The following is a 25,049-nucleotide window of genomic DNA, read 5'->3' on the forward strand; positions in this document are numbered from 1 at the left end:
ACATTCTGAAATTATCTTGTAGGCGAATAATTTACATTACCGGGAAGGGCATCGCGGCAGAAAAGCGCGGAAACTGACCAATCAAGCTATTTAGATCAAAAAAAACCACATCTTAGACCAAAAAAAAACCGCATCGGAGAGCGCCGATGCGGTGGATTATGATAGGTAACAATTAACTTTCAGTCACCGGTTTAGGGATCACTGTTGTTGATTCCTTCATGCCCAGTGGGTTATTTCCCCAGCACTGCTCATATTTCCAGCCGGTTAGCTCCTCAGCAACCACTCGGGCATGGGCTGGAATATCCGCCATAGCCCCGCCACCTTTGATGCGCTCAATCTCCTCCAGCAGAATTTTATGATTTTTGCGATCTAGCTTCATCTGGGTGGTGTAGTAAATAGCGACTAGCGCCAGTGAGACCACCCCGATGGCAAATACGCCAACGATCGCTTGCACCGCCACTTCTGGCTGGCTCGATTGCCCAGAGACAAAGCCAAAGCGGCTTAACGTCCAACCCATGGCGAAGACAATAATCGAGCGCACCATTTTACCGGCGAAGGTCATCGCCCCAGCGTAGATCCCTTCGCGGCGACGGCCAGTTAATACTTCGTCGACATCCGCCAGGAAGGTATAGACCGTCCACGGAATGTAATAAATGCCGCCAGTGCTTAAGCCGAAAACAGCAGTGATGCAGAACAGCACAATTACGGTTGTGGTTTGAGACCAACCGGTGAAATAGAGCGCGGCATAGGCAATCACACTGACTATCACCACTTGCAGGGCAATACGGAATGGGCGAGCAAAGCCCATCTTGACGCAGATGCCGATAAAGATGGCGGTAGAGATCAACTGCATGATTGAGCTGAAACTATTGAGCTGAGAAACCAGCGCGGCATCCTGACCGAGACCAAAAATAATAAAGTAGGTAAATGCGGAGGCGAACAACCATTCAGCACCGAAACCAAACAGATACATGCCCAGATGTTTGCGGAAAATACGCAGATGGAAGGTTGACGCCATATCCACACAGAGTTTTTTCAGTGCCTGACCTAAGCTGCTGGTGGTTTCCCGCACCACTTCGCTGGCCGGACGCTCCCAAGAGGAGCTGTAGAGCCAAATCATCGCGCAGCACATAATCAGACCGTAGGCGATACCGGTATAAAGGAAGGGGGTCGCGGAGTCTTTGCCATAAATAGCAATAAACTGGCCGGGAATAAAGGCGGCCAAAAAGTTAGCCACTTTGCCGAAAATCGCTTTGGAGCCGGTTAACTTAGAGCGCTTGGCAAAATCAGTAGTCATCTCAGTGGCTAACGTTTCGTAAGGCACCATGATGGAGGTGTAAATCAGTTCAAATAGCGCATAGGTTAGCAGGTAATACCAGAATCCGAAGCCGCTCATCCAGAGCATGGGATAGACCAATACCAGCGGGATACCCAGCAAGATAAAGAAGCGGCGACGGCCAAATATGCGACCCAGACGGGTATTGTAGAAGTTATCGGTGATATAACCCATCACTGGGTTACTAATGGCATCAAGAATACTGGCGATTGAAAAGATAGTGGCTGCCTCTACGACAGATAGCCCACAAAAGGTGGTGTAGAAATACATTAGCCAGGCACCGCTGATTGCCAGCGCTCCACTGCCCAACAAGTTGGCACTCCCGTACGCCAACGTATGCCTTGTTGAAATCTGTTTACTCATTTTTACCGCCACCTCAAATTGAAACAATGTTTTATTAATAATGGATAATCGTTTTCTTTATATAGGCATGGCGTTTTTAAAAATGAGTGTTTGATCACGAAAAAGGGTTTTGCGGCCTGAAATGGCACGAATTAAAGTAAAAATTGATATGAATCAATTTCGTGGTGGGTGGCGATTTTCGGTAAAAAATGAAATATCTATAAGAATACGATTAAGTGATAATGCCTTTTTACGCCAATCATGACCGTGACAAGTGTGGCAAGATTTTAATCAGCAGAGTGAAATATCATCACTAGCATTAGGTCTACTGCTCAGCGTGGTAGAGTATCAATATTGAGCACCAATGAATTATTACGGGCATAGCCCATGAATGAGTGCTGGCTACCGTCGTGGCTAGCAGTGAAGGATGTAAAATGGCGAAAAAAAACCCGTATTATGATGCTAATAAGCCACACCACACTGAGTTTGGCTTCCAGAATCTGGAACCAGTCATTCATCATCCGCAAGATTTAAAGCGCTGGCGTGAAGAGCGAAAACGCCAATCACTGCCCAAACCGCCTCAGCAGGGGTATGCACAATTTGTCAGCGACTGGTGGCAAGAGGCCGATTTCAGTGATCAGCAAGATGCCTTATGGTGGCTGGGTCATGCTTCGCTCTTGCTGCGGGTCAGTGGAAAAACCGTGCTGTTTGATCCGGTGCTCTCCAGCCGCGCTTCACCACTGAATTTTTATGGGCCAGCGCGCAAAACACCGGTCCCCACGCGGGTAAAGGCACTGCCGCCGATTGATGTGGTGGTGATTTCCCACAATCACTACGACCATTTGGATGTGACGACCATCACACAATTACTGCGTCGCTTTCCTGAAATTACCTTTCTGGCCCCGCTGGGGTTAAAAAATTGGCTGCTGCAACACGGTGCTCGCCATGTTCACGAACTGGATTGGTGGGAGACACAGCTTGCCGCCGAATTTGAGTTTCACTGTGTACCAGCCCGTCATTGGAGCATGCGCACACCTTGGGATCGCAACCACACTCTGTGGTCGGGTTGGGTGGTCAAACGTGGTGAGATTAACTTCTATTTCACCGGCGATACCGGGTATTGCCCGCAACTACTGACCATTGGTGAAAGGTTAGGGCCATTCAATTATGCCGCTTTGCCCATTGGCGCTTATGCCCCGCGCTGGTTTATGCAGGCGCAACATATGGACCCGCAGCAATCGGTGCAGTTATTCCAGCAATTGCAGCAACCGATAACAGTGCCGATTCATTGGGGGGTGTTTGAGTTAGCAGATGAATCATTAGATGAGCCACCACAGCAGCTCAAACTGGCGCTATCTGCCGCGGGTGTGACGAATGATAATTTTGCGCCGATTAAAATTGGTGCGCGGATCTTACTGGGCTAAAGGCGTTTCAGCGGGCGAGATAACCCGCTGAAACCCAAAGATAATGATTCGAATGCTGGGTGTCGAACTAGATCCTGAATTGATTCACTGCCTCGGTCAAATCGCCCGCCTGAGACTGTAATGCCGCAGATGCCGCCGTCGACTCCTGAACCAGTGCCGCATTTTGCTGCACCATGGTATCCAATTGCGCGACTGCACTATTGATCTCATGGATGCCACGCATTTGTTCATCTGCCGCGTTGGTGATTTCCGACATAATGGTCGTGACATCAGACACGCTGCTGACAATCTCGGTCATGGTGTTACTGGCCAGGCGGACTTGACCCGAGCCGGAGGAGACGCTGCTGACGGTGGATTCAATCAGAGTTTTGATCTCTTTTGCCGCCTGCGCACTGCGCTGTGCCAGTGTGCGAACTTCACCCGCCACCACAGCAAAACCGCGTCCTTGCTCACCGGCGCGCGCCGCCTCTACCGCTGCATTTAGTGCCAGGATATTGGTTTGGAAAGCGATGCCATCGATGACACTGGTAATATCGCCGATTTTTCCCGATGCGGCCTCAATCGACTCCATGGTGGTAATCACTTTGGCGATCACCTCGCCGCCACGGGAAGCATCATTCGCAGCAGAGAGCACGGCGGTGTTTGCTTGCCTTGCGGCACTAGCCGACTGGGCCACGGTGGATGAAATCTGCTCTAATGCGGCCGAGGTTTGCTGCAAGCTGGCAGCGGCGGACTCTGTTCGTCCTGATAAATCCTGATTCCCCGCCGCAATTTCGTTAGCGGCAATCCGCACCGACTCACTGGTATCGCGGATTTGTGCCATCACGGCGCTGAGTTTGTCGGCAAATTGGTTGAATGACTGGGCGATTTTCGCCACTTCATCACGGCCTTCGACCGGTAAACGTCGGGTTAAATCCTCTGCACCAGAGCTGATAGCATCCATCGCCTTATGCACATGGTTCAGGGGGAGTAGGGCGCGCTGGGTAATTAAGCTAATAATCACCACGGCGATTAAAATAATGACGACTAGCGTGACCAGTGATGTTGTCAGCAATGAGCGCATACCGGCGGTGGCATGGGTTTTATCCAGTGCCACCACGGTAAACCATTGAGTGCCAGGTACAGACTGCGCGAGCAGCAATTTACTCTGGTCACCAATGTTGGCAACAATAGGATCAGTCGCGCTCAATAGAGTCTTAAGCTCTAATGTCGGCGCGATTTCACTCAGCGGCTTAAGAGTTAACTGTGCATCGGGATGCGCGATAATGGTGCCATCGGCATCAATTAACATGCCGAAGCTGTCATCCGTCGGATGTATAGATTTCACGTTTGCAATTACGCTATCCATAGTCACATCAGCGGCTAATACCCCTTTCACACTCCCATCCTGAATAATAGGTAAGGCAAAGGTCACCACTAATTGGTTGGTTCCCGCATCAACATATGGCGGTGTTACCACGGGTTTATCGGCTTTAACCGCTTGTAAATACCATGGCCGCCCAGTGGGGTCGTAACCTGCGGGGATACCATCGGGATTAGAAAAAGTGGCTGTCTTATTGGCGTAACCAATATAAACGTTAATAAAGTTGCCCGCCGCAGCCACCTGACGCAGTGCTGCCGTCGGATCAGCTGTTAGTGCGCTATCTTTCAGCGACACAATCATTTGTGTTTTAGTCGCCACCCACTCTGCGATCCCAACACCATGACTCGCCGTCACGGCGGTGAGAGTGTTATCGATTGCGCTGCTGTTATATTTGTTGGCAACTGAGTAGTTAAAATAAGTGTTAATGGCGAGAGAGCCTGCCACGATGATGATGCAGGCTGCCAAGATACGTGAACGAATGGAATCAAGCATAGAGCGTCCTAAATAGATGGGAAGGCATGATTCAAATAACGGCTTGGCAGGGAAAAACTTGAGCTGAGTCACAGTAATAAATGACAATAAGTGCGCCATTGTTAATGCTTCTTTATGTAACAGTGACAGCTATGGGGGATTTTGTTGCTATTGATATCTAATAAAAACATCAGCTTGCTAATTAGATAGCTTAAAAATTAATGATAAAAATGAAAAAAATGTTGAAAAAAATAGTGATATTTAAAGTGCTAATTCAGCATCAATGCGGGTATAGCGGGTGTGTACACGGCGCATTGATGCTGGGATGGGGTGATTACAGTTTATTGATGTAATTAAAAGGTATCGACACAATTAAAATTTATACTGTAAACCCAAAGAGACTGTTTGGCTTTGGTGAGCGATACCCGCGCCATCGGAAATAGCTGTTGACATACCCGTGGTATGGCTGAGAATTTGTGCCTTTCCTCTGCCTTCGGTATAGCGATTCCAGGCCGCTTCAACAAATAGTTTGGTATTTGGGGTCAGGTAATAACCTGCACCAAGGGTGACCGCATAATAGCGGGAGTTCTTACTACTATCTTTGAATGATTGGTTTCGTTGATAGTGTTCGTCACTGCTATTAGCATTAACCCAACGGCTGTACTTCAATAAAGTCGTCAACTCGAAATCTTGGTAACGATAACTGCCTGCCAGGCCAAGATAGGGCATATCAAATTTCTGTTTATAACCAATGAAAATTATATTATCGGGGAGTTTAATCAACTTATTGCGAGATTTAATCTCTCCGCCATAAGCCGCCCAACTATGATTACTCCGTTGATAGCCTGACATTACCCCAATACGATAGTTTTGCTCATTCAAAAGCCAAAATTTAGCATTAAGATCAATTTCGTTGGCATAGCTTAAATTGGTTTTTTCATGGTGAGACCACTGAGACCACTGAGTCTCATTTTTGTTTAACCAATCATAATCATCCATTACCCCATCACCAGATGATAATGTACTCCAACCTCGAGCGGTTAATGTTAAGCTGGATAAGAGATCCCATGAAATATCCATCTTGATAATTGGAGTGTTCTTCGCTTCCCAATCTAATTGGCTCAGCTTATGATTATTATTTCCGGGATGATAAGCAAACTCTTGCGATTGTGCATTGAGTAATCCCAGCGAGGTGCTAATAGTGACATTATCTGTGCTGCCCGAATGATAACTGGCAGCGGCAGCATGACATGTCATAAGTAGTGCTAACGTACATGCGCTTTTTTTTACCAATGTACTGTATTTCATTACTGACCTTTAATTTTCTTAAATATCGATAATGAAAAATAACATTGATACAGATTTAATTTTTTAAATTAAAAATTAAAAGAATATTAAAAATATTAATCGGCACTAACTTTGTTAGAATAGCACAAAAAACAGTCTATTCCGGGCGGGATCACCCGGGTGACTTCATATCAAAACTCAGTAACGAGCCATTCGTCTGCTTCATCAAACATCTCTTCGACCAGGCGATTGAGTACTGATTTCTCTTGCTTGTTGGCATCTGTATTGATGCCGTTAGCTTGCATTGCTTTGACTTTAACCTCGGCACCTGGAAACACACGATGCACACGTTTAGTCAGTTCAACCTTAATCATTTCACCAGCATTGGTAAGGCCGGCGACATTCCGTTTGTCATAAATCAATTCAACACGCATGGGTTTTTCCTAAATGAACAAACAACTGTTTAAATATACAGTTAATTTTAAAATAAAACAACGTGATTGTCGCCCTACAACCACCCCCCTCGTTAGTCTCTTCGTTTCATGCTAAATTCGCGTATCTAAGGTCAATACATCGTTTTAGGTATCATATGTTTACATATAAAGAAATATCAGCGCTTAACGAACTGGAATTGATTGTTTATAACTACATCATAAAAAATACCGACAAAGTGATGTATATGACCATCAGAGAACTGGCGGATGCTGCGGGTGTCTCTACCACCACAGTGTTACGTTTCTGCAAGAAGATGAATTGTGATGGTTACTCTGAATTTCGAATTCGTTTTAAGCTCTATTTAGAACACGATGATAAACCGCCGGTCAGTTTTGGTATTAGTGAAATAATTAGTTATTTTAAGAGTATAAATAATAGTGAGTTTGATGAGTTACTTGATACGGCAGCAGCCCAAATAGCTGCATCAAATAGAATTATATTTGTTGGCATTGGCACCTCTGGTGCGCTGGGGAAATATAGCGCGCGTTTCTTCTCTAATATTGGTAAGTTCAGCACTTATATTGATGATCCCTATTACCCTATTAACAGTGATATGTATCAGGATGCCATTGCTATCATTCTCTCGGTATCCGGTGAAACAGAAGAGATTATTCGCATAGCCAATCAGTTTAGTCTACATAAATGTAAAATAATTAGTCTGACCAATAGTGAAAACTCGACGTTGGCTAAAATGGCCGACCTTAATATCTCTTACCATATGCCACCTATTGTCCTTGAAGGGCATTATAATATTACCACTCAAATTCCGGTGTTATATATTATTGAAACCATTGGTAAGAAACTCCCGCAAATAACGCATAAAAAAGCACCCTAAAACAGGGTGTTTTTTACATGTGACATATTCCAAATCGCGATTTTTGTTATATCGTGACTTCATTTTTCTTTTTGCTAAACTCCACTCTGCATCAAATAAAAATACTAATAATAAGTTAATAACGTTCTGTTACCTTATACTCAGTACTCGCGACAGGAGATTAATAATGGCAATTGATTATGCATTGGCCGCTCAGGAAATTATTAAATATATTGGCGGTGATAATAATGTGATTACTGTCACACATTGTGCGACACGTTTACGTTTTATATTGAAAGATAATAAAATTGTCGACAAAGAGCGGTTAAATCGCGTTAAGGGTGTTATTACCGTTATTGAAGCGGGCGGACAAATGCAGGTGGTGATCGGCAATCACGTCGGTGATGCCTATCAGCACGTTACCCGTTTGATAAGTATCGATGAAAGCGCCCCGGTTGCTGCACCAAAGGTGGGTATTGTTAGCCGCCTGATGGATATCATCTCCAGTATCTTCGCCCCCTTTCTTTACCCGCTGGCTGCCTGCGGTATCTTGCAGGGGATCATCTCTTTTCTTGCCGCGATCGGTTGGATGGATGCGGCGAGCGGAACCTACCGTATTTTGAATTTTGTTTCATGGACTGGTTTTACCTTCTTGCCAGTGATGGTAGCCTTTACCGCCGCGAAAAAATTCAATGTTAATCCCTTTACCGCCGTTATTACCGCCTGTGCGCTGATCAGCCCTGATTATATGAATATGCTGACGGCCAATAAAATCACCACGGTGAATTCAGCTGATCCAGCTGTTCAGCAACTGATGCATGAAGCGGTGAATAATCCGCAGGTTGCCCATATTCTGAATACCATTGCTGGCATTCCTTTATCATCCCCGACCTTGGATTTCTTCGGCATTCCCGTGCAATACCTGAGTTATACCGCCTCGGTTATCCCGATCATTTTAATGGTCTGGGCGATGTCTTATGTGCAGCGTTTCTTCGAGCGCATCTTACCGATGGTGGTGCGTAATCTGTTTACCCCGATGTTCTGTATCGCCATCATGGTGCCATTAACACTGCTGGTTTTCGGCCCGGTCGGTAATCTGATTGGCGGGGCTATTGGTGGAGTTTACAACACGCTGTATAACCTTAGCCCAGCTATTGCAGGCTTTATGGTCGGGGCTTTCTGGCAGCCACTGGTCACCTTAGGTGTTCATTGGGGGATTACGCCGGTCACGGTCGGTAACTACGCGACTCTGGGTTATGACACCTTTACCGGTCTGCAGGCTTCTGCGGTCTTTGCCATGGCGGGTACTATGTTTGGCGTTTACTTAAAAACCCGTAACCGCGAAATGAAAGGTATTTCACTGTCGGCAGGTATCACTGCACTGTTCGGGATTACCGAGCCGGCAATTTATGGCGTCGCTTTACGGTTGAAAAAACCTTTCTTGTGCAGTTGTGCCGCCGGTGGGATTGGCGGGGCGGTTGCCGGTTCATTTAATGCCGTGTCGTGGAGTTACTGTTTACCGGGGATCGCGGTACTGCCGGTCTTCTTTAAAGAGGGGCATATGACACAGTTCCTCGGGTTCCTGCTCTCTATCACGGTGGCATTCGTATTAGGTGCCGTTTTTACCTGGTTGGTTGGTTTTACTGATGAGCCAGAAAGTGCGGAGAAAAGCGGCAAAGCACCAGAAATGCCGATTGCTCAGGCGCAGATGAATCAGGGCTAAAGTCATTTTCATCTTCCGGCGGGCAATTACCCGCCGTTGATTTCCATTTTCAGGGTGCATAGTTGCCCGTAGCACTAAGGGAGAAAGTTATGAGTCACAAACAATTACCGCAAGATTTCTTATGGGGTGGCGCAGTCGCCGCACATCAGGTTGAAGGTGGCTGGGATAAAGGCGGCAAAGGCGTGAGTATTGCCGATGTGCTCTCCGGCGGCGCGCACGGTATTGATCGTGTTATGACTGATGGCGTGCAGGAGGGTTACCGCTATCCAAACCATGAAGCCGTTGATTTCTATGGTCATTACAAAGAAGATATCGCGTTATTTGCTGAGATGGGCTTTAAGTGTTTCCGCACCTCCATTGCCTGGACGCGCATCTTCCCGAACGGCGATGAGCAGCAACCGAATGAAGCGGGCCTGCAATTCTACGACGACATGTTTGATGAGTTGCTGAAATATGGCATCGAGCCGGTTATTACCTTATCTCACTTCGAGATGCCGTGGCATTTGGTGAAAGAGTATGGCGGCTGGAAAAACCGGCAAGTGGTCGACTTCTTCGTGAAATTCAGCGAAGTGGTGATGGAGCGCTATAAAAGCAAAGTGAAATATTGGATGACCTTCAACGAGATCAATAACCAGCGCAACTGGAAATATCCATTGTTCGGCTATTGCTGCTCGGGCGTGATATTCACCGAGCAGGAGAACCCGGAAGAGACCATGTACCAAGTGCTGCATCATCAGTTTGTTGCCAGTGCTAAAGTGGTAAAACTCGGTCATGCCATTAATCCAGAGTTCAAAATTGGCTGTATGGTCGCGATGGTGCCGCTCTATCCCTTCTCCTGCCATCCAGATGACATGATGTACTCCGTGGAAGCCATGCGTGAGCGTTATCTATTCGGTGACGTCCATATGCGCGGTTACTACCCGTCATATATCCTAAATGAGTGGGAGCGCCGTGGATTCACTATCCATATGGAAGAGGGCGATCTCGAGGCTCTGCGTGAGGGCTGTGCTGACTACATGGGGCTGAGCTATTACATGAGTAATGCGGTTTCTGCGGTCAATCCAGGGAGTGGCAACTCACTTTCTGGCTTTGAAGGCAGTGTCCCTAACCCGCACGTCAAGGCGTCAGACTGGGGATGGCAGATTGACCCGGTTGGTTTACGTTATTCACTGAGCGTATTGTATGAGCGCTATCAAAAACCGCTGTTTATTGTTGAAAACGGTTTTGGTGCGATCGACAAAGTGGCCGATGACGGCATGGTGCATGATGATTATCGCATTGCTTATCTGAAAGCGCATATTGAACAGATGAAGAAAGCGGTATTTGAAGATGGTGTTGACTTAATGGGGTACACCCCGTGGGGCTGCATTGATTGTGTATCATTTACCACCGGTGAATACAGCAAACGTTATGGTTTTATCTATGTGGATAAAAACGATGACGGCACCGGCACCATGGCGCGCTCACGTAAATTAAGCTTTGATTGGTATAAGAAAGTGATCTCCAGTAACGGTGAAGAGCTGTAACACTGTTGTTAGGATGCCATTCGGGAAAGGCCGCTTACTGGTAGGGCCTTTCCCTGCATTGCTTTTTGGTGCATATAATACAGCAGTGAATTAATGCACAAGTCTAAAATTTGACTCGTTAACTCTCCTTTTAGAGTCACTGACGCGGGAACAGGCGGCCCCTCCATCACTGCCGACACGCCAGTTATTGCGCCAGTACCCTACATATTGGCCGTCATTGCTCGCCAATTGAAAGCGGCTCATCAATTTAACGTCTTGGCCGTGAACTCTTGTCAATCTCTCTCGTCACTGAAAATTAACTGTTGTTATATACAGTCATTAATGTAATCTTACTCATGATCCTGAGTAACAAAATTTTGCTTAAATACTTAGCAATCATACTGTTGTATCTAAGATAGATTAGCCCGTTAGATTGGTGTGCAGTAATAATATATTGAATATCAATTGGTTATTTGGGTTGTTTTAGACTAAATCTAATATGGTTACTGATTTGTTAATGGCAGTTGTTCTTCATGCTTTCAGACGGTCAGTTGCTGGAAACATTCACGTTTGAACTTTTACTAACCCTTAAGCATATAGAGGTAAACATGGCAAAGACCCTACCCCGTAGCGGGATTTTTGCGCTGCTTGCCGTGATGGTGGCAGCATTCAGTGGCGTATCTCACGCAGCAGATACGGTTCGTGTTGGTTCAAAAATTGATACCGAAGGCTCATTGTTAGGCAATATTATTGTGCAGGTGCTAGATGCCAATGGGATAAAAACCACCAATAAATCACAGTTAGGTACTACCAAAGTGGTGCGTGGTGCCATCACTGCCGGTGAGATTGATATCTATCCTGAATATACCGGTAATGGTGCTTTTTTCTTCTCTGATGAGAAAGATCCTGCCTGGAAGGATAGCAAAGCGGGCTATGAGAAAGTAAAAGCGCTGGATTATGAGAAAAATAAATTGGTATGGCTCTCGCCCGCGCCAGCAAATAATACCTGGACCATTGCAGTGCGTCAGGATTTAGCTCAAGCGAATAATTTGAAAACCTTGGATGATCTGGGTAAATGGATTAATGCGGGGGGTAAATTCAAACTGGCGGCCTCTGCCGAGTTTATTGAGCGTCCTGATGCCTTACCTGCTTTCCAGCAAGCCTATGGTTTTAAATTGGATCAAGACCAGCTGTTATCACTGGCGGGTGGCGATACAGCAGTGACCATTAAAGCCGCTGCTGAGCAAACCTCAGGTGTTAATGCGGCGATGGCTTATGGCACAGATGGCCCTGTCGCGGCTTTAGGGTTACAAACGCTGGAAGACCCTAAAGGGGTGCAACCTATTTACGCGCCAACACCGATTATTCGTGAGGCCACACTGAAAGAACATCCAACGATACCTGCGTTACTCAACCCAGTATTTGCCACTCTGGATGGCCCGACGTTACAAAAACTGAATGCGCGTATCGCGGTTGAGGGTCAGGATGCGAAGAGAGTGGCGGCTAATTACCTGAAAGAAAAAGGTTTCATTAAAGGATAACCGCGTGTGTTAGGGATGGTGCTATAGCTGCAATCTGTAGTGCCATTCAAATACACAGCTAATCCGTTATTGTGATTAAGGTTACCTGTCATGGAGATGGATTTTTATGGCCGTTAAAAACCGAGTCCTGCTAGCACTGGTTATTTTGCTAGTTTTATCTGGGCTAGGGCTCTCTTTTGTCAGTCACGCACCGAATAGGCTGATTTCCGGACAGGGGATCGCGCTAATGTCGTTGATAACAGGTTCGGTTTGGTGGCTGTTAGCTCCTATATTGCTACTGTTTGCCTGTGCTTTTTGTAAACAAAATATTGTGTTGTATGGGTCAACACTCTTATTTGCCGAACTGCTGCTATTTGGCTTGCTGCTGCTAGCGGGGAGAACGGCCACACAGCTTACGGGGGGGGAAGATAGCCTTGCTCGCACCTCACTTGGCGGTGGGTTTTGGCTAATGAGTGGGTTAACTATATTGATTGCGGTGGATAGCTTGTCCCGCGCCATTGCCAATCCTCTCTGGCGCAGTTTAGCTAATCTCTTGCTGGTTTTACCGGTCGTGGTATTGCTGGCTACGGGGCAACTTGATCAACTATCTTTAATGAAAGAGTACGTTAATCGCCAGGACGTATTTGATGATGCCCTCTGGCAACACATTCAGATTCTATTGGCTACGCTACTCCCTGCGGTAGTTATTGGTATCCCTCTTGGCTTACTCTGTTTTCGCTCTCGCCGCTTTCAAAACACTATTTTTTCAACCTTGAACATTATCCAAACTATCCCATCAATTGCCTTGTTTGGCTTGCTCATTGCACCTTTGGCGGGATTGGCTGCGATCATCCCATGGTTAGCAGATCACGGTGTTAGCGGTATCGGTCTGGCACCAGCGATTATCGCACTGGTGCTTTATGCGTTGTTACCGCTAGTGCGCAGTGTGGTTGCGGGGCTAGAGTCTGTTCCGGACAGTGTTGTCGAGTCAGCCCAAGGTATGGGGATGACCCGTAGCCAGCTATTCTTTTGGGTACAAATACCCATTGCGATGCCACTTATTTTGTCCGGTATTCGAATTATTGCGGTGCAAACGGTAGGGCTTGCTGTCGTGGCTGCATTAATTGGTGCCGGCGGGCTAGGGGCGATTATGTTTCAAGGTTTGCTGAGTAGCGCATTGGACTTAGTGCTACTGGGCGTGATACCGGTGATAGTGATGGCAGTCATGGTTGACTCACTGTTTAAATTCATCGTTATTTTTATGGATACTTCAAATCGATGATTCATTTCCATCAGGTAAGTAAATATTTTGCCGGCAAACGGGCGGTAGACAACCTGACGTTACAGATTGCCAGGGGGGAGTTCACCGTATTGATTGGGACTTCTGGCTCTGGTAAGTCGACCACATTGAAGATGATTAACCGGCTTATTGAGCATGATGAAGGGGAGATTCATTTTGCCGGTGAAGAGATCCGCAATTATAAGCCGGAAGAGATACGGCGGCGGATGGGGTATGCCATTCAATCCATAGGTTTATTTCCGCACTGGACTGTGGAGCGCAATATCGCCACTGTGCCGCAGTTACTAAAATGGCCACAGGATCGTATCCGCCAGCGGGTGAAAGAGTTACTTGAGTTATTACATCTGGAGCCAGAACAATTTCTCCATCGCTACCCCCATCAGCTCTCTGGTGGGCAGCAGCAGCGGGTTGGTGTTGCGCGAGCTTTGGCCGCTGATCCGGAAGTTTTATTGATGGATGAGCCATTTGGCGCGTTAGATCCGGTGACGCGTTCAGCATTACAGGTCGAGATTAGCCGTATCCACCAACTATCGGGGCGGACTATCGTGTTGGTCACCCATGATATTGATGAGGCGCTGAGCCTGGCTGACCGCATTGTCCTGATGGATGAGGGGCGAGTTATCCAGCAAGGAACACCACTTGAAATGTTGACTCAACCCGCCAATGATTTTGTCCGTGATTTCTTTGGTCGTAGTGACCTCGGTATCAAGTTGCTATCACTCGGCTGGGCTGAACAACGGGTTAGGCGCGGTGAAACACTGATTGGGTTGCCGATACTCGGCACAACCAGTCTGCGTGAAGCACTCTCCCTATTTGTGTCACGTCAGACAGATAAATTGCCTGTAATCGACGAACATGGCCAGCCATTAGGTGTGCTCTATTTTGCTGATTTGATAGCAGATAAGGGGGGCGTGTGAAATTTGGGGCGACCAACAGCAGTGATATAAAGAGAGCCACCTCTAAGCGCGGAGCATTTTGGCTACTGAATGGGTTAACAGACCCGCTCTGTTGGGCGGTGCTTCTGCTCGCAGGGCTGGTTTTTGGCATGACCTCCCTACACGATTTTTTTGCTGCTCTATTTCCCAGTCTTGATAGGCCCGTTTATCTGCAAGATACCTTCTGGTCACTGGTCGTCGCTCACGTCATGCTGGTAGTGGCCTCCAGTATTATCGCTGTTTTGATCGGCGTTAGTGCTGGTGTGGCAGTGACTCGTCCAGCAGGGAAAGAGTTTCGTTCAGTGGTGGAAACTGTTGTCGCGATGGGGCAGACTTTTCCACCTGTCGCCGTACTTGCCATTGCAGTACCTGTGATGGGGTTTAGTGAGAAACCCGCAATTATCGCTCTAGTGCTGTATGGCCTATTGCCCATTTTACAAGGAACGATCACCGGTATTGAGTCTGTTTCGCGAGGTATCCGCGAGGTGGCACAAGGGGTGGGAATGAGTAGCCGGCAGATTTTGTGGCGGGTTGAATTACCTCTAGCCGCCCCGGTTATTGTGGCGGGTATTCGAACATCGGTCATTATCAATATTGGTACTGCCGCTATTGCTTCGACCGTCGGGACTAAAACACTGGGTTCTCCCATCATTATTGGCCTAAGTGGCTTTAATACCGCCTATGTTATTCAGGGGGCGGTTGTTGTCGCACTATTGGCGATAATTACAGATATGTTATTTTCACGTTTGAGTCGGCGGTTGTCAGGTTGGCGCGAATGACCAACGTTTCCCGTAGTGAAGCACGACTGACTATTTTTGATAGTCCTCATGAGCAGCAGGAAGTTATGCTGATTTCACTCCCGATATATGGATGTGTTCAATGGGTCTGAGGCCGTGTTAGCTAAAGATAAAATATTGAGTAAAGCCGCTTATTATCTTGAGCGGCTTAGAGCATCATTAAGCAGATGTAGGCCACAGCTTTTACATTGGGCGCAGAAATGCTTTGATAATATATATTCACAATGCATGTAATTATATTGATGGTTAATATATGGGTTGGGTTTTCATATTAAATAATTTATATCATAAATAATTTGTCAAATAATAATTTAAATGCGTCAGATTATATAAATGTCATTATTACATACTGTAAACTTTCTTTATTTATACCTTATATCAGCTACATTTATAGTTGCACAAAATATCTATTCTCATTTTTACTCTTATATAGGCGTTTGTAAGGATTACCTATGTCTACAGATGATCAAAAGGTCGGGCTTATTCCGGTAACACTTATGGTTGCAGGGAATATAATGGGGTCTGGTGTCTTCTTATTACCGGCTAGTTTAGCCTCAACGGGTGGAATAGCCATCTGGGGGTGGTTGGTGACAATTATTGGTGCCTTAGCACTTTCAATGGTTTATGCCAAAATGTCATCTTTAGATGATAGCCCGGGTGGCTCCTATGCTTATGCGCGGCGAGCTTTTGGCCCATTTTTAGGTTATCAGACCAATGTTCTCTACTGGTTAGCCTGCTGGATTGGCAATATTGCGATGGTAGTGATTGGTGTCGGTTATCTCAGCTATTTCTTCCCAATATTGAAAGAGCCAATGGTATTAACTATTACCTGTGTCGTGGTTCTATGGATATTTGTTGGGCTAAATATTGTTGGGCCTAAAATGATTACCCGAGTACAAGCTATTGCCACGTCGCTAGCATTGATACCTATTGTTGGTATCGCACTATTTGGCTGGTTCTGGTTCAAAGGCGAAATTTATATGGCCGCCTGGAATGTCAGCGGTTTGGGCACCTTTGGCGCAATTCAAAGTACGCTAAATGTCACGTTATGGTCATTTATTGGGGTAGAAACGGCCTCGGTAGCTGCCGGTGTAGTGAAGAATCCCAAGCGCAATGTGCCGATTGCCACTGTCGGGGGCGTGCTGATTGCTGCCGTCTGCTACCTCCTCTCCAGTAGCGCCATCATGGGTATGATTCCTAATGCGGAGTTACGTGTTTCAGCATCACCTTTTGGTGATGCGGCACGTCTTGCCTTAGGGGACACCGCTGGCGCAATAGTTTCACTCTGTGCGGCAATAGGTTGCTTAGGCTCGCTAGGGGGCTGGACACTGGTTGCCGGGCAAACGGCTAAAGCGGCCGCTGATGATGGATTATTCCCGCCGATATTTGGGAAGGTTAATCAGTCCGGGACACCGGTTGCAGGGCTGCTGATCCTGGGGGTTCTGATGACGATCTTCCAAATCAGCAGTATCTCGCCCAATGCCGCTAAAGAGTTTGGTTTAGTCTCTTCTGTCTCCGTTATTTTTACGTTAGTTCCCTATTTGTATACCTGCGCCGCGTTATTGCTGGTGGGGCATGGTCATTTAGGATCAAGAGCAAACACCTATGTCGGCATTACACTGATCGCTTTTGTCTATTGTATTTGGGCTGTCGTCGGTTCGGGGGCAGAAGAGGTGATGTGGTCATTCGTCACTCTAATGGTTATCACTGCCCTATACACATTCAATTATAACCGTACCCATAAAAACCCATTCCCACTCGACTCCTCTGCTAGGAGTTCTTCGTAATCATGGGGTTACCTGCTAATTGATTGGGCATCATTGTTATGATGCGATAATCATAGCGAATAAGGACCAATACGATGATTGACTTAAGTAGCCACAAAAAACGTAACGTTTTAGTCGTCGACAGTAATATTCGTGATTTCAATACGGCTAATGGTCGGGCGGTGAATGAACTTATTATTGCGTTGGATGATATCAACTTCAATGTCATTGCTGCCGCGACATTTGAAGATGGCCGGGCAACAGTGGTGTCGGATGCTTCATTGTGCTGTATTTTTGTCGATTGGACTTCCGGTGGTAACGATGATGAATCCCACAGCCAGGCATTTGCTCTGTTGCAAGATATTCGCCACCGTAATAAATCTATTCCGGTGTTATTGATGGCGGAGCATTCATGTATTGATAGCCTGAACTTAGATACCATGAAGCTGGTCAATGAGTTTGTCTGGATGCATGAAGATACAGCTGAGTTTATTGCTGCCCGCGCCAATGCATTGATTAGCAAATATTATCAGCAGTTATTCCCCCCCTTTACCAAAGCCCTGTTGCAGTACACGCAAGATAATCCTGAATACTCCTGGGCCGCACCGGGCCATCAGGGGGGAGTGGCGTTCAGTAAGAGTGCCGTGGGGCGTGAGTTTCTGGATTTCTTTGGCGAAAATCTGTTTCGTTCAGATACCGGGATCGAGCGGGCATCATTGGGTTCGTTACTTGACCACAGCGGGCCAATAAAAGAGTCCGAGGCCTATGCGGCACAAATCTTTGGTGCACATATCAGTTACTCAATGCTCAATGGCACTTCCGGTTCTAACCGCGCCATTATGACGGCGGTGGTGGGTGATAAGCAGATCGCGTTATGTGACCGTAACTGCCATAAGTCCATTGAGCAGGGGTTGGTGTTAACCGGGGCATTACCAGTATTTTTTATCCCAACCCGCAACCGTTATGGCATTATTGGCCCTATTCCCAAAGCCCAATTTCAGCCCGCCGCCATTACCGAGAGAGTTGCGCAGAATCCGCTAAAGGCATTGATTTCAGAGGCTAAACCTGTCTATGCAGTGATCACCAATTGTACCTATGACGGCATGTGCTATAACGCGAAACAAGCACAAGATCTATTGGCCAAAAGTGTCGATCAGATTCATTTCGATGAGGCGTGGTATGCCTACGCGCGCTTTAATCCTCTTTACCGTGATCGTTTCGCCATGCGCGGCGCCCCCACAGATCATGATCCGCAGGGGCCGACTGTTTTTGCCACGCAATCAACACATAAATTGCTGGCAGCACTATCTCAAGCTTCTTATATTCACGTGAGAAATGGTAAAAAACCCATTGAGCACTCACGTTTTAATGAATCCTATATGTTGCAATCCACCACCTCGCCGCTCTACGCCATTATTGCCGCCAATGAAGTGGGAGCGGCGATGATGGAGGGGGATCAAGGCCGGGCGTTAACGCAAGAGGTTATTGATGAAGCGGTCGATTTTCGCTTAGCGCTAGCACGCGCCCATGACGCTTTTGCCCAACAAGGTGAGTGGTTCTTTAAACCCTGGAATGCGCCGGAGATCACGGAGCGTAAAAGTGGTAAGCGGGTTCCTTTTGCACAAGCGTCAAGAGAGCAGTTAACCACCGATCCTGGCTGCTGGGTGCTCAAACCCGGTGAGTCGTGGCATGGTTTTGATCAATTGGAGGATGATTGGTGCATGCTTGATCCCATCAAGGCTGGGATTATGGTGCCGGGCATGGGGGATGATGGCAGATTGCTTGCCGAGGGGATCCCCGCGGCGGTGGTGACGGAATTCCTCGGGCAGCGGGGGATTGTGCCTTCGCGAACCACTGACTTTATGGTGTTGTGCCTGTTTTCGGTTGGGGTGACCAAAGGGAAGTGGGGCACGCTAATCAATGTACTGCTGGAGTTCAAGCAGCACTATGACAGCAATACGCCAGTATCGACCTGTCTGCCTAATCTGGCTAAAGGTTATCCGCAGCAATATGGGCATATTGGTCTGAAACAGCTGTGTGACACCATGTTTGCTTATATGAAAACCAGTGAGATGGATAAGTTGCAGGCGCAGGCATTCGGTCATTTACCCACTCCGGTAACCTTACCGCGTCAGGCTTTTCAAGAACATATGGCTGGGCGTTGTGAGTTGCTACCACTAGACAAGTTGGCAGAGCGCATCTCTGCTGTCGGCGTCATTCCTTACCCTCCGGGTATTCCTATTGTGATGCCGGGGGAGAGTTTTGGGCGCGATGATGAGCCGTGGTTGCGCTACATCCGAAGCCTTGCTGATTGGGGCCGGCATTTCCCCGGATTCGAGAAGATTTTGGAAGGTTCCGAGCAGAAAGATGGGTGCTACTCTATCTGGGTGTTGAAGCAGTCGTTGTGACTGTGTTTGATTATTAATCACAGGGGAGTGATTATACCCTGTGATTAATGGGTGCTACGGGGACTCTTGACCATTGTTGGATAAGCCCGCAGGGCCGATATCAGACAGTGGGGAGGATTCTGTGGTTTCAGTTTCATGTGGCGTGGTTGAACGGGTATAAATGTTCAGCCCGGCCAGAAAAACGCCACCTAATGAACTCAGAGCCATTATCGCAATCAGGATAATGAGTGCTTTTCTTAGCATAATTATTTTCACTTTTATCTAACCAACGGGAATTATAGCCTGTTCACTCAATGAAACAACTGTGTTGCACTCTTGATGCGAAAAGATTAACGCGACTTAAACAGAAATTTCCCCAGCGTGACCAATACCACCGCAGAAACAATCACGGCTAATGCACACCATTCAGTGGTCGATAAACTTTCACCGGCAAAGCCGATACCCAGCAACACAGCAACTACCGGATTCACATAAGCGTAGCTGGTTGCCACCGCCGGACGGACACTCTTCAGCAAATACATATAGGCGCTGATGGCGAGCATTGAGCCGAAAACAATCAAATAAAGTAATGAAAGAATGCCGCTCATACTTGGCATTTGATTTAGCTCTTCGCCACTTAATGTACTGGCAACTAACAGCACCACCCCGGCAACCAACATCTGTGCCGCGCCGGACATCGCACCACTTGGCAATGCCAGACGTGAACTCCAGACCGAGCCAAATGCCCAGCTAGCAGAAGCGAGCAATATCAGGGCCGCACCCATTGGGTTACCCAATAAGTTGCTGCCGGTATTTAGCAGTATGATGCCGACCAGACCGAGAGCAATCCCAGACCACTCCAGTTTTGTATTGCGCATACCCCATAACATGCTGAAACATAAAGTGAATAGTGGTACGGTGGCGACCATGACGGCGGCAATGCCGGAAGGGACGTGCTGGTGTTCGGCGATGGTAACTAGCCCATTGCCGATGGCCAATAATAAGATGCCGATGGCACTGGCACCCATCCATTGACGTAACGTGGGTAGAGCATGGCCTCGAATGGCAAGGAAACTGAACAGTAACACTCCGGCGATCAGGTAGCGTAAGCCCGCCATCATCAGCGGTGGCCAGCTCTCCACCCCGATGCGGATGACCAGATAAGTTGAACCCCAAACGAAATATAGGGTGAAGAGTGAACCGACCAGCAACCACAGATTACGGCTATTTTGCTTTAGCATAGTTATTCAATAGGAAAAGGGCAGTAAAACAGAGATGCATCAGTAAACATGAGAACAGTGTTGGTTAGCAAAGGTTTTTATCGTTTTTTTATGTTTTAAATTTTCGCCTAAATTTTACGCTAAAACAGGGGGTTATTCTTGAAATTGGTGGCGATTGGCTTCATAAGCAGTGACAAAATCTATCTTTCCCATGAAAGCTAAAAATGCTTCAGGCATGATGCATAAAGTTAGATCCCTATTTTAGGTATGGTTTTTGCCGTTATTTCTGATTATCAGACAAGGTGAATGATTTATGGCTGTGATCTCTTTATGCAAAGGGCGGCAGTTTGGTATTAACTCCCTCATTTTTGGCGCTTTCTTCGCCGGCCTAATACTGCTATTTACATTCACCGCCATGCCCGCTAAGGCTATTGGCAGTGAGCGCAGATTAATCGTCCATTCGCAAAGGGTTGTTGGCACATAAAATAGTCGTTTGCCGATAAATAAAAAAGCCGGGAATTATCCCGGCATAATGACAAGTAACAAATTAAACTTACCAATCACAATGAAGCATTCAAACAGTAAAGCAATGAGGATAATACCGGTATAGGGTAATTAGAACTGATAAACCAGGCCGACAGCCACAACGTTATCGGTATTCAGCTTCAGCTTATTATCGTCACTCAGTTGGTTGATTTTATAATCCACATAGGTGGACATGTTTTTATTGAAGTAATAAGAAGCACCGATATCAACATATTTTACTAAATCAGTATCGCCGATACCTTCGATATCTTTGCCTTTAGATTGAACATAAGCCAATGAAGGTTTTAAACCGAAATCGAACAGGTATTGAGCGACTAATTCCACGTTTTGGGTTTTATTAGCAAAACCACTTACGCTGGTTGATACACTATTAATCACCGCAGTGCCAGAAATAGGTGTCATATTACGGGTTTCGGCATAAGTTGCTGCCAGATAAACGCCGTTGTCATCATATTTCAGACCGGTAGTCCAGGCATCAGCTTTATCGCCTTTACCAAAGGTGCCGTTCTTCTGTGCGGTGGTACGGTTAGATGAGGCATAGGCCGCACCAACACTCACACCCGCACCAATTTCATAGCTAGAGGAGATGCCGAAGCCGTCGCCATTTTGTTTGGTCGCATCGGCACGGCCATTATTGCTTTCTGCTTCGCTGCCATTTTTGCCTTGATATTGCAGAGAAAATTTCAGGCCATCAACCAGACCGAAGAAATCTGTATTGCGGTATGTTGCTACGCCCGTGGTACGGCCAGTCATAAAGTTATCGGTTCTGGTGTAGCTGTCATTGCCGAACTCAGGCAGCATATCGGTCCAGGCGGCGACGTCATATAATACGCCGTAGTTACGACCATAATCGATGGAGCCTAATTTACCGTAACGTAAACCAGCAAAAGCTAGACGTGTTTTGTTATCTTTTGTTTCCTGGCTTTCAGCATAGTTAGCCGCAATGTTATATTCCCATTGGCCGTAACCGGTCAGATCGTCAGTAATTTTGGTAGCACCTTTAAAACCAAAACGGACATAAGATTTGTCGCCATCACTTTTATTATTGTCAGAGAAGTAATGCAATGCTTTTACTTTTCCGTATAAATCAAGTTTGTTGCCGTCTTTATTATAAATTTCTGCTGCGTGTGACGTAGTGGCAACTAATAAAGCCGGTACCAGGATTGCCAGAATATTACGTTTCATATTTTGCCCTGTTTCTCTTATTTGAAAAGACACGAATGGTGAAATTTTTTGCTGTATCCAATATCTGTCTGAATTCGTCCAGCGCAGAATTTTTACCGCATCTGTGTGATCTATTTATGACAAATCATAAATAACTGCGACATTGCGTAAATTTTATTCCACCGTCATTGGCACAAGTCGCGGATTTCAACTACTGCTGCTGTGCTTTCAGGCTGACGTGGGCGTTATGGTGTGGGACAATGGGGCAACACTCAGTTTAGATAAGATATGCATGGCGTTGTCCCCAGCAGTAAAAGAGCAAATAAGTCAGTGGTATAAGGCGCTTTCGCAGCAGATCCCCGATTTTATTTCCCGCGCGCCACAGCGCCAGATGATAGCCGAAGTGGCGAAAACACTGGCGGGGGATGCTGGCCGCCATTTGGCCATTGAGGCACCGACCGGTGTCGGCAAAACCTTATCCTATCTGATCCCCGGCATTGCGATTGGTCGGGCAGAAAGCAAGCCGTTGGTGGTCAGTACCGCTAACGTGGCACTACAGGATCAGATTTACAGCAAGGATCTGCCGCTGCTGAAGAAAATTATTCCCGATCTTAAATTCACCGGTGCTTTTGGCCGTGGGCGTTATGTGTGTCCGCGTAATCTGGCGGCAATGTGCACCGATGTTTCCGGGCAGGGGGATCTCTCGCTGTTTCTCGGTGATGAACTGGCCCCCGCCAATGGTGAAGAGCAAGCTACCTGTCTGGCGCTCACTAAATCACTGAATAGCCATCTCTGGGACGGGCTGCGCGACCATCATCAGTTGTCACTCAGTGACAGCTTGTGGGCCAAATTGAGCACTGATAAAGCCAACTGCCTGGGGCGTAATTGTCACTATTTTCGTGAATGCCCGTTTTTTATTGCCCGCAAAGAGATAGAGAGCGCTGATGTGGTGGTCGCCAACCATGCATTGGTGATGGCGGCGCTGGAAACGGAATCGGTGTTGCCTAGTCCCAAAGAGCTGCTATTGGTGTTGGATGAAGGCCACCATTTGCCGGATGTGGCGCGGGATGCCCTTGAAATTGAAGGTGAAATTACCGCCGTTTTTGCCAATATGCAGTTGGATATGATTGTGCGACTGGTGGATCAATGTATGGTGCAGTATCGGCCAAAAAGCCCCCCCAGTTTATCGAATCCGGAGCGCCTAAAAGATCATTGTGAGCAGTTGCGCGAGCTGATGTTGAGTGTCGAACAGCAGGTAAATCAACTGCTACCCGCCGATGGCAGCCCGGCGGTGTACCGTTTTGAGATGGGCGAGCTACCGGGCAGTTTGACGGAGGATTGCGCCAAATTATTTAAGCTGACAGATGCCTTACGCGGTTTGGCCGAGTTTGTGCTCAATGATTTGAGCGAACAGACCGGTAAGCACGACATTGTCCGTTTGCATCGGGCGATTATTCAAATGAGCCGAACGTTGGGCTATCTGGAGGCCATGAGCAAGCTTTGGCGGCTGGCGGCGATGGCCAAAGCCTCGAATGCGCCTATTTCCAAATGGATCACCCGCGATTATCGCGAAAACCAAACGCACCTCTATTTTCACTGCGTGGGGATACGGGTCAGCGATCAACTCGATAAAATGCTGTGGCGTAAAGTGCCTCATGTGATTGTGACCTCCGCGACCTTGCGCTCGCTAAATAGCTTTGCACGGTTGCAAGAGCTGAGTGGCTTGAGCGAAAAGGCTGGAGATCGCTTTGCCGCGCTGTCATCGCCGTTTAACCATATTGAGCAAGGGAAGCTGATTATTCCCAAAATGCGCTTTGAGCCGACCATGGCCCATGAGGCTGAACATTTAGCTGAAATGGCGCACTTTTTCCGCGCCCAGCAGGCCAGTGGGCGGCATAAGGGGATGCTGATTCTGTTCAGTAGCCACCGGGCAATGCAAACTTTCCTCAGCCATGTGACGGATTTACGTCTGATGCTGCTGGTACAGGGCGATCAACCGCGCTATCGGCTGGTCGAGGAGCACCGTAAACGGGTCAATAGTGGCACTGCCAGTGTATTGATTGGCTTGCAATCATTCGCCGAGGGATTGGATTTGAAGGGTGAATTACTGACTCAAGTTCATATCCACAAAATATCGTTCCCGCCTATCGACAGCCCAGTGATCCTCACGGAGGGGGAGTGGCTGAAGTCACTGAAGCGCTACCCATTTGAGGTGCAAAGTTTGCCAAGCGCCTCGTTTAACCTGATTCAGCAGGTCGGGCGGCTGATCCGTAGTAATCAGTGCCACGGTGAAATTGTAATTTATGATCGGCGTTTATTAACCAAAGGTTATGGGTCACGACTACTGGCCGCGCTACCGATCTTCCCCATTGAGCAACCCGATATGCCGGAGGGGGAAATTACCCCTATGTTAGCGCCGCCAGCTAAGCCAGCGGGGAAGAGAGGGCGTAAGAAACGGGGGTAAAGTTTGGTTTTTGGCTCACTAACCCTCTTTTTACCTAATTATTTATATAAAAAGTCATTTCATCTGAAATCTTTCCCTATCGGCATAAAATCAGTGACTAAGATTAAATAAGCCGCTGGGGAGCTGACCCTAACAAGTTAAGTCTGGTAGTACCTTCGGCGTAAATAGCGGGTGGTGGGTTAGCGGTTGC

General features: G+C 47.2%; 18 protein-coding genes. 11 read left to right on the top strand and 7 right to left on the bottom strand.

The features are described 5' to 3' along the window. Window positions 1-172 precede the first annotated feature (172 nt). Window positions 173-1,699, bottom strand: coding sequence for an MFS transporter (locus tag HRK25_RS12900; protein WP_032899079.1), 1,527 nt, complete (start codon window positions 1,697-1,699; stop codon window positions 173-175). A gap of 413 nt (window positions 1,700-2,112) precedes the next feature. Here HRK25_RS12900 and HRK25_RS12905 point away from each other — a divergent pair, with 413 nt between their 5' ends. Next, entirely contained in the window at window positions 2,113-3,102 is a 990-nt protein-coding gene (locus tag HRK25_RS12905) for an MBL fold metallo-hydrolase (RefSeq protein ID WP_054872880.1), read from the top strand. A gap of 67 nt (window positions 3,103-3,169) precedes the next feature. Here the strand turns inward: HRK25_RS12905 and HRK25_RS12910 are convergent, their stop codons facing one another. The 3 genes from HRK25_RS12910 to HRK25_RS12920 form a co-directional block, all read right to left on the bottom strand. After that, window positions 3,170-4,957: a methyl-accepting chemotaxis protein gene (locus tag HRK25_RS12910; protein ID WP_005279536.1), complete on the bottom strand. Its 1,788-nt coding sequence runs from the start codon at window positions 4,955-4,957 to the stop codon at window positions 3,170-3,172. A 351-nt stretch (window positions 4,958-5,308) separates the two neighbouring features. After that, the gene (locus tag HRK25_RS12915) at window positions 5,309-6,244 is read right to left on the bottom strand and encodes an omptin family outer membrane protease (RefSeq protein ID WP_057647027.1); all 936 of its coding nucleotides are present in this window, start codon (window positions 6,242-6,244) and stop codon (window positions 5,309-5,311) included. Window positions 6,245-6,414: 170 nt separating this feature from the next. Beyond that, complete coding sequence (locus HRK25_RS12920; RefSeq protein ID WP_005279543.1) at window positions 6,415-6,657, bottom strand: DinI-like family protein; 243 nt, start codon at window positions 6,655-6,657, stop codon at window positions 6,415-6,417. A 155-nt stretch (window positions 6,658-6,812) separates the two neighbouring features. On the opposite strand from HRK25_RS12920, the gene HRK25_RS12925 reads away from it, so the two are divergent. The 9 genes from HRK25_RS12925 to HRK25_RS12965 all read left to right on the top strand — a co-directional run bounded on the left by HRK25_RS12925 (window position 6,813) and on the right by HRK25_RS12965 (window position 19,486). Then, a complete protein-coding gene (locus HRK25_RS12925) occupies window positions 6,813-7,553 on the top strand; it encodes a MurR/RpiR family transcriptional regulator (RefSeq protein WP_005279545.1) in 741 nt (246 codons plus the stop codon). 166 nt (window positions 7,554-7,719) lie between these two features. After that, complete coding sequence (locus HRK25_RS12930) at window positions 7,720-9,255, top strand: PTS transporter subunit EIIC (protein ID WP_005279547.1); 1,536 nt, start codon at window positions 7,720-7,722, stop codon at window positions 9,253-9,255. An 89-nt stretch (window positions 9,256-9,344) separates the two neighbouring features. After that, window positions 9,345-10,781 (top strand): 6-phospho-beta-glucosidase, encoded by a 1,437-nt coding sequence (locus HRK25_RS12935; RefSeq protein ID WP_099460591.1) that lies wholly within the window; start codon window positions 9,345-9,347, stop codon window positions 10,779-10,781. Between the two features lie 587 nt (window positions 10,782-11,368). Beyond that, window positions 11,369-12,301 (top strand): glycine betaine ABC transporter substrate-binding protein OsmF, encoded by a 933-nt coding sequence (osmF, locus tag HRK25_RS12940; RefSeq protein ID WP_005273957.1) that lies wholly within the window; start codon window positions 11,369-11,371, stop codon window positions 12,299-12,301. A gap of 106 nt (window positions 12,302-12,407) precedes the next feature. Beyond that, complete coding sequence (locus tag HRK25_RS12945) at window positions 12,408-13,562, top strand: ABC transporter permease (protein WP_005273956.1); 1,155 nt, start codon at window positions 12,408-12,410, stop codon at window positions 13,560-13,562. Continuing rightward, on the top strand, window positions 13,559-14,497 hold the full coding sequence (locus tag HRK25_RS12950; protein ID WP_032897727.1) for an ABC transporter ATP-binding protein: 939 nt from the start codon (window positions 13,559-13,561) through the stop codon (window positions 14,495-14,497). Before HRK25_RS12945 ends, HRK25_RS12950 begins: the two co-directional genes overlap by 4 nt. A gap of 128 nt (window positions 14,498-14,625) precedes the next feature. Beyond that, a complete protein-coding gene (locus HRK25_RS12955) occupies window positions 14,626-15,294 on the top strand; it encodes an ABC transporter permease (RefSeq protein ID WP_161598530.1) in 669 nt (222 codons plus the stop codon). 470 nt (window positions 15,295-15,764) lie between these two features. Next, window positions 15,765-17,099: an arginine/agmatine antiporter gene (gene adiC, locus HRK25_RS12960; protein ID WP_005273945.1), complete on the top strand. Its 1,335-nt coding sequence runs from the start codon at window positions 15,765-15,767 to the stop codon at window positions 17,097-17,099. Window positions 17,100-17,173: 74 nt separating this feature from the next. Beyond that, on the top strand, window positions 17,174-19,486 hold the full coding sequence (locus tag HRK25_RS12965; RefSeq protein ID WP_005273940.1) for an Orn/Lys/Arg family decarboxylase: 2,313 nt from the start codon (window positions 17,174-17,176) through the stop codon (window positions 19,484-19,486). Window positions 19,487-19,540: 54 nt separating this feature from the next. Here the strand turns inward: HRK25_RS12965 and HRK25_RS12970 are convergent, their stop codons facing one another. From HRK25_RS12970 to ompF2, 3 genes are all read right to left on the bottom strand, one after another. After that, on the bottom strand, window positions 19,541-19,729 hold the full coding sequence (locus HRK25_RS12970; RefSeq protein ID WP_032815427.1) for a hypothetical protein: 189 nt from the start codon (window positions 19,727-19,729) through the stop codon (window positions 19,541-19,543). An 86-nt stretch (window positions 19,730-19,815) separates the two neighbouring features. Continuing rightward, a complete protein-coding gene (yedA, locus tag HRK25_RS12975) occupies window positions 19,816-20,706 on the bottom strand; it encodes a drug/metabolite exporter YedA (protein ID WP_005273938.1) in 891 nt (296 codons plus the stop codon). Between the two features lie 594 nt (window positions 20,707-21,300). Further along, entirely contained in the window at window positions 21,301-22,416 is a 1,116-nt protein-coding gene (gene ompF2, locus HRK25_RS12980; RefSeq protein WP_005273934.1) for a porin OmpF2, read from the bottom strand. 271 nt (window positions 22,417-22,687) lie between these two features. Here ompF2 and dinG point away from each other — a divergent pair, with 271 nt between their 5' ends. Next, a complete protein-coding gene (gene dinG / locus HRK25_RS12985; protein WP_049599295.1) occupies window positions 22,688-24,859 on the top strand; it encodes an ATP-dependent DNA helicase DinG in 2,172 nt (723 codons plus the stop codon). The last annotated feature ends 190 nt before the right edge of the window (window positions 24,860-25,049 follow it).

This window comes from Yersinia bercovieri ATCC 43970, from assembly GCF_013282745.1.
Taxonomy (GTDB): Bacteria; Pseudomonadota; Gammaproteobacteria; order Enterobacterales; family Enterobacteriaceae; genus Yersinia; species Yersinia bercovieri.

Bases quoted from the DNA above. Each gene is read 5' to 3' on its own strand.
- HRK25_RS12900 (WP_032899079.1), bottom strand. From the start codon at position 1,699: ATGAGTAAACAGATTTCAACAAGGCATACGTTGGCGTACGGGAGTGCC.
- HRK25_RS12905 (WP_054872880.1), top strand. From the start codon at position 2,113: ATGGCGAAAAAAAACCCGTATTATGATGCTAATAAGCCACACCACACT.
- HRK25_RS12910 (WP_005279536.1), bottom strand. From the start codon at position 4,957: ATGCTTGATTCCATTCGTTCACGTATCTTGGCAGCCTGCATCATCATC.
- HRK25_RS12915 (WP_057647027.1), bottom strand. From the start codon at position 6,244: ATGAAATACAGTACATTGGTAAAAAAAAGCGCATGTACGTTAGCACTA.
- HRK25_RS12920 (WP_005279543.1), bottom strand. From the start codon at position 6,657: ATGCGTGTTGAATTGATTTATGACAAACGGAATGTCGCCGGCCTTACC.
- HRK25_RS12925 (WP_005279545.1), top strand. From the start codon at position 6,813: ATGTTTACATATAAAGAAATATCAGCGCTTAACGAACTGGAATTGATT.
- HRK25_RS12930 (WP_005279547.1), top strand. From the start codon at position 7,720: ATGGCAATTGATTATGCATTGGCCGCTCAGGAAATTATTAAATATATT.
- HRK25_RS12935 (WP_099460591.1), top strand. From the start codon at position 9,345: ATGAGTCACAAACAATTACCGCAAGATTTCTTATGGGGTGGCGCAGTC.
- osmF (WP_005273957.1), top strand. From the start codon at position 11,369: ATGGCAAAGACCCTACCCCGTAGCGGGATTTTTGCGCTGCTTGCCGTG.
- HRK25_RS12945 (WP_005273956.1), top strand. From the start codon at position 12,408: ATGGCCGTTAAAAACCGAGTCCTGCTAGCACTGGTTATTTTGCTAGTT.
- HRK25_RS12950 (WP_032897727.1), top strand. From the start codon at position 13,559: ATGATTCATTTCCATCAGGTAAGTAAATATTTTGCCGGCAAACGGGCG.
- HRK25_RS12955 (WP_161598530.1), top strand. From the start codon at position 14,626: ATGACCTCCCTACACGATTTTTTTGCTGCTCTATTTCCCAGTCTTGAT.
- adiC (WP_005273945.1), top strand. From the start codon at position 15,765: ATGTCTACAGATGATCAAAAGGTCGGGCTTATTCCGGTAACACTTATG.
- HRK25_RS12965 (WP_005273940.1), top strand. From the start codon at position 17,174: ATGATTGACTTAAGTAGCCACAAAAAACGTAACGTTTTAGTCGTCGAC.
- HRK25_RS12970 (WP_032815427.1), bottom strand. From the start codon at position 19,729: ATGCTAAGAAAAGCACTCATTATCCTGATTGCGATAATGGCTCTGAGT.
- yedA (WP_005273938.1), bottom strand. From the start codon at position 20,706: ATGCTAAAGCAAAATAGCCGTAATCTGTGGTTGCTGGTCGGTTCACTC.
- ompF2 (WP_005273934.1), bottom strand. From the start codon at position 22,416: ATGAAACGTAATATTCTGGCAATCCTGGTACCGGCTTTATTAGTTGCC.
- dinG (WP_049599295.1), top strand. From the start codon at position 22,688: ATGGCGTTGTCCCCAGCAGTAAAAGAGCAAATAAGTCAGTGGTATAAG.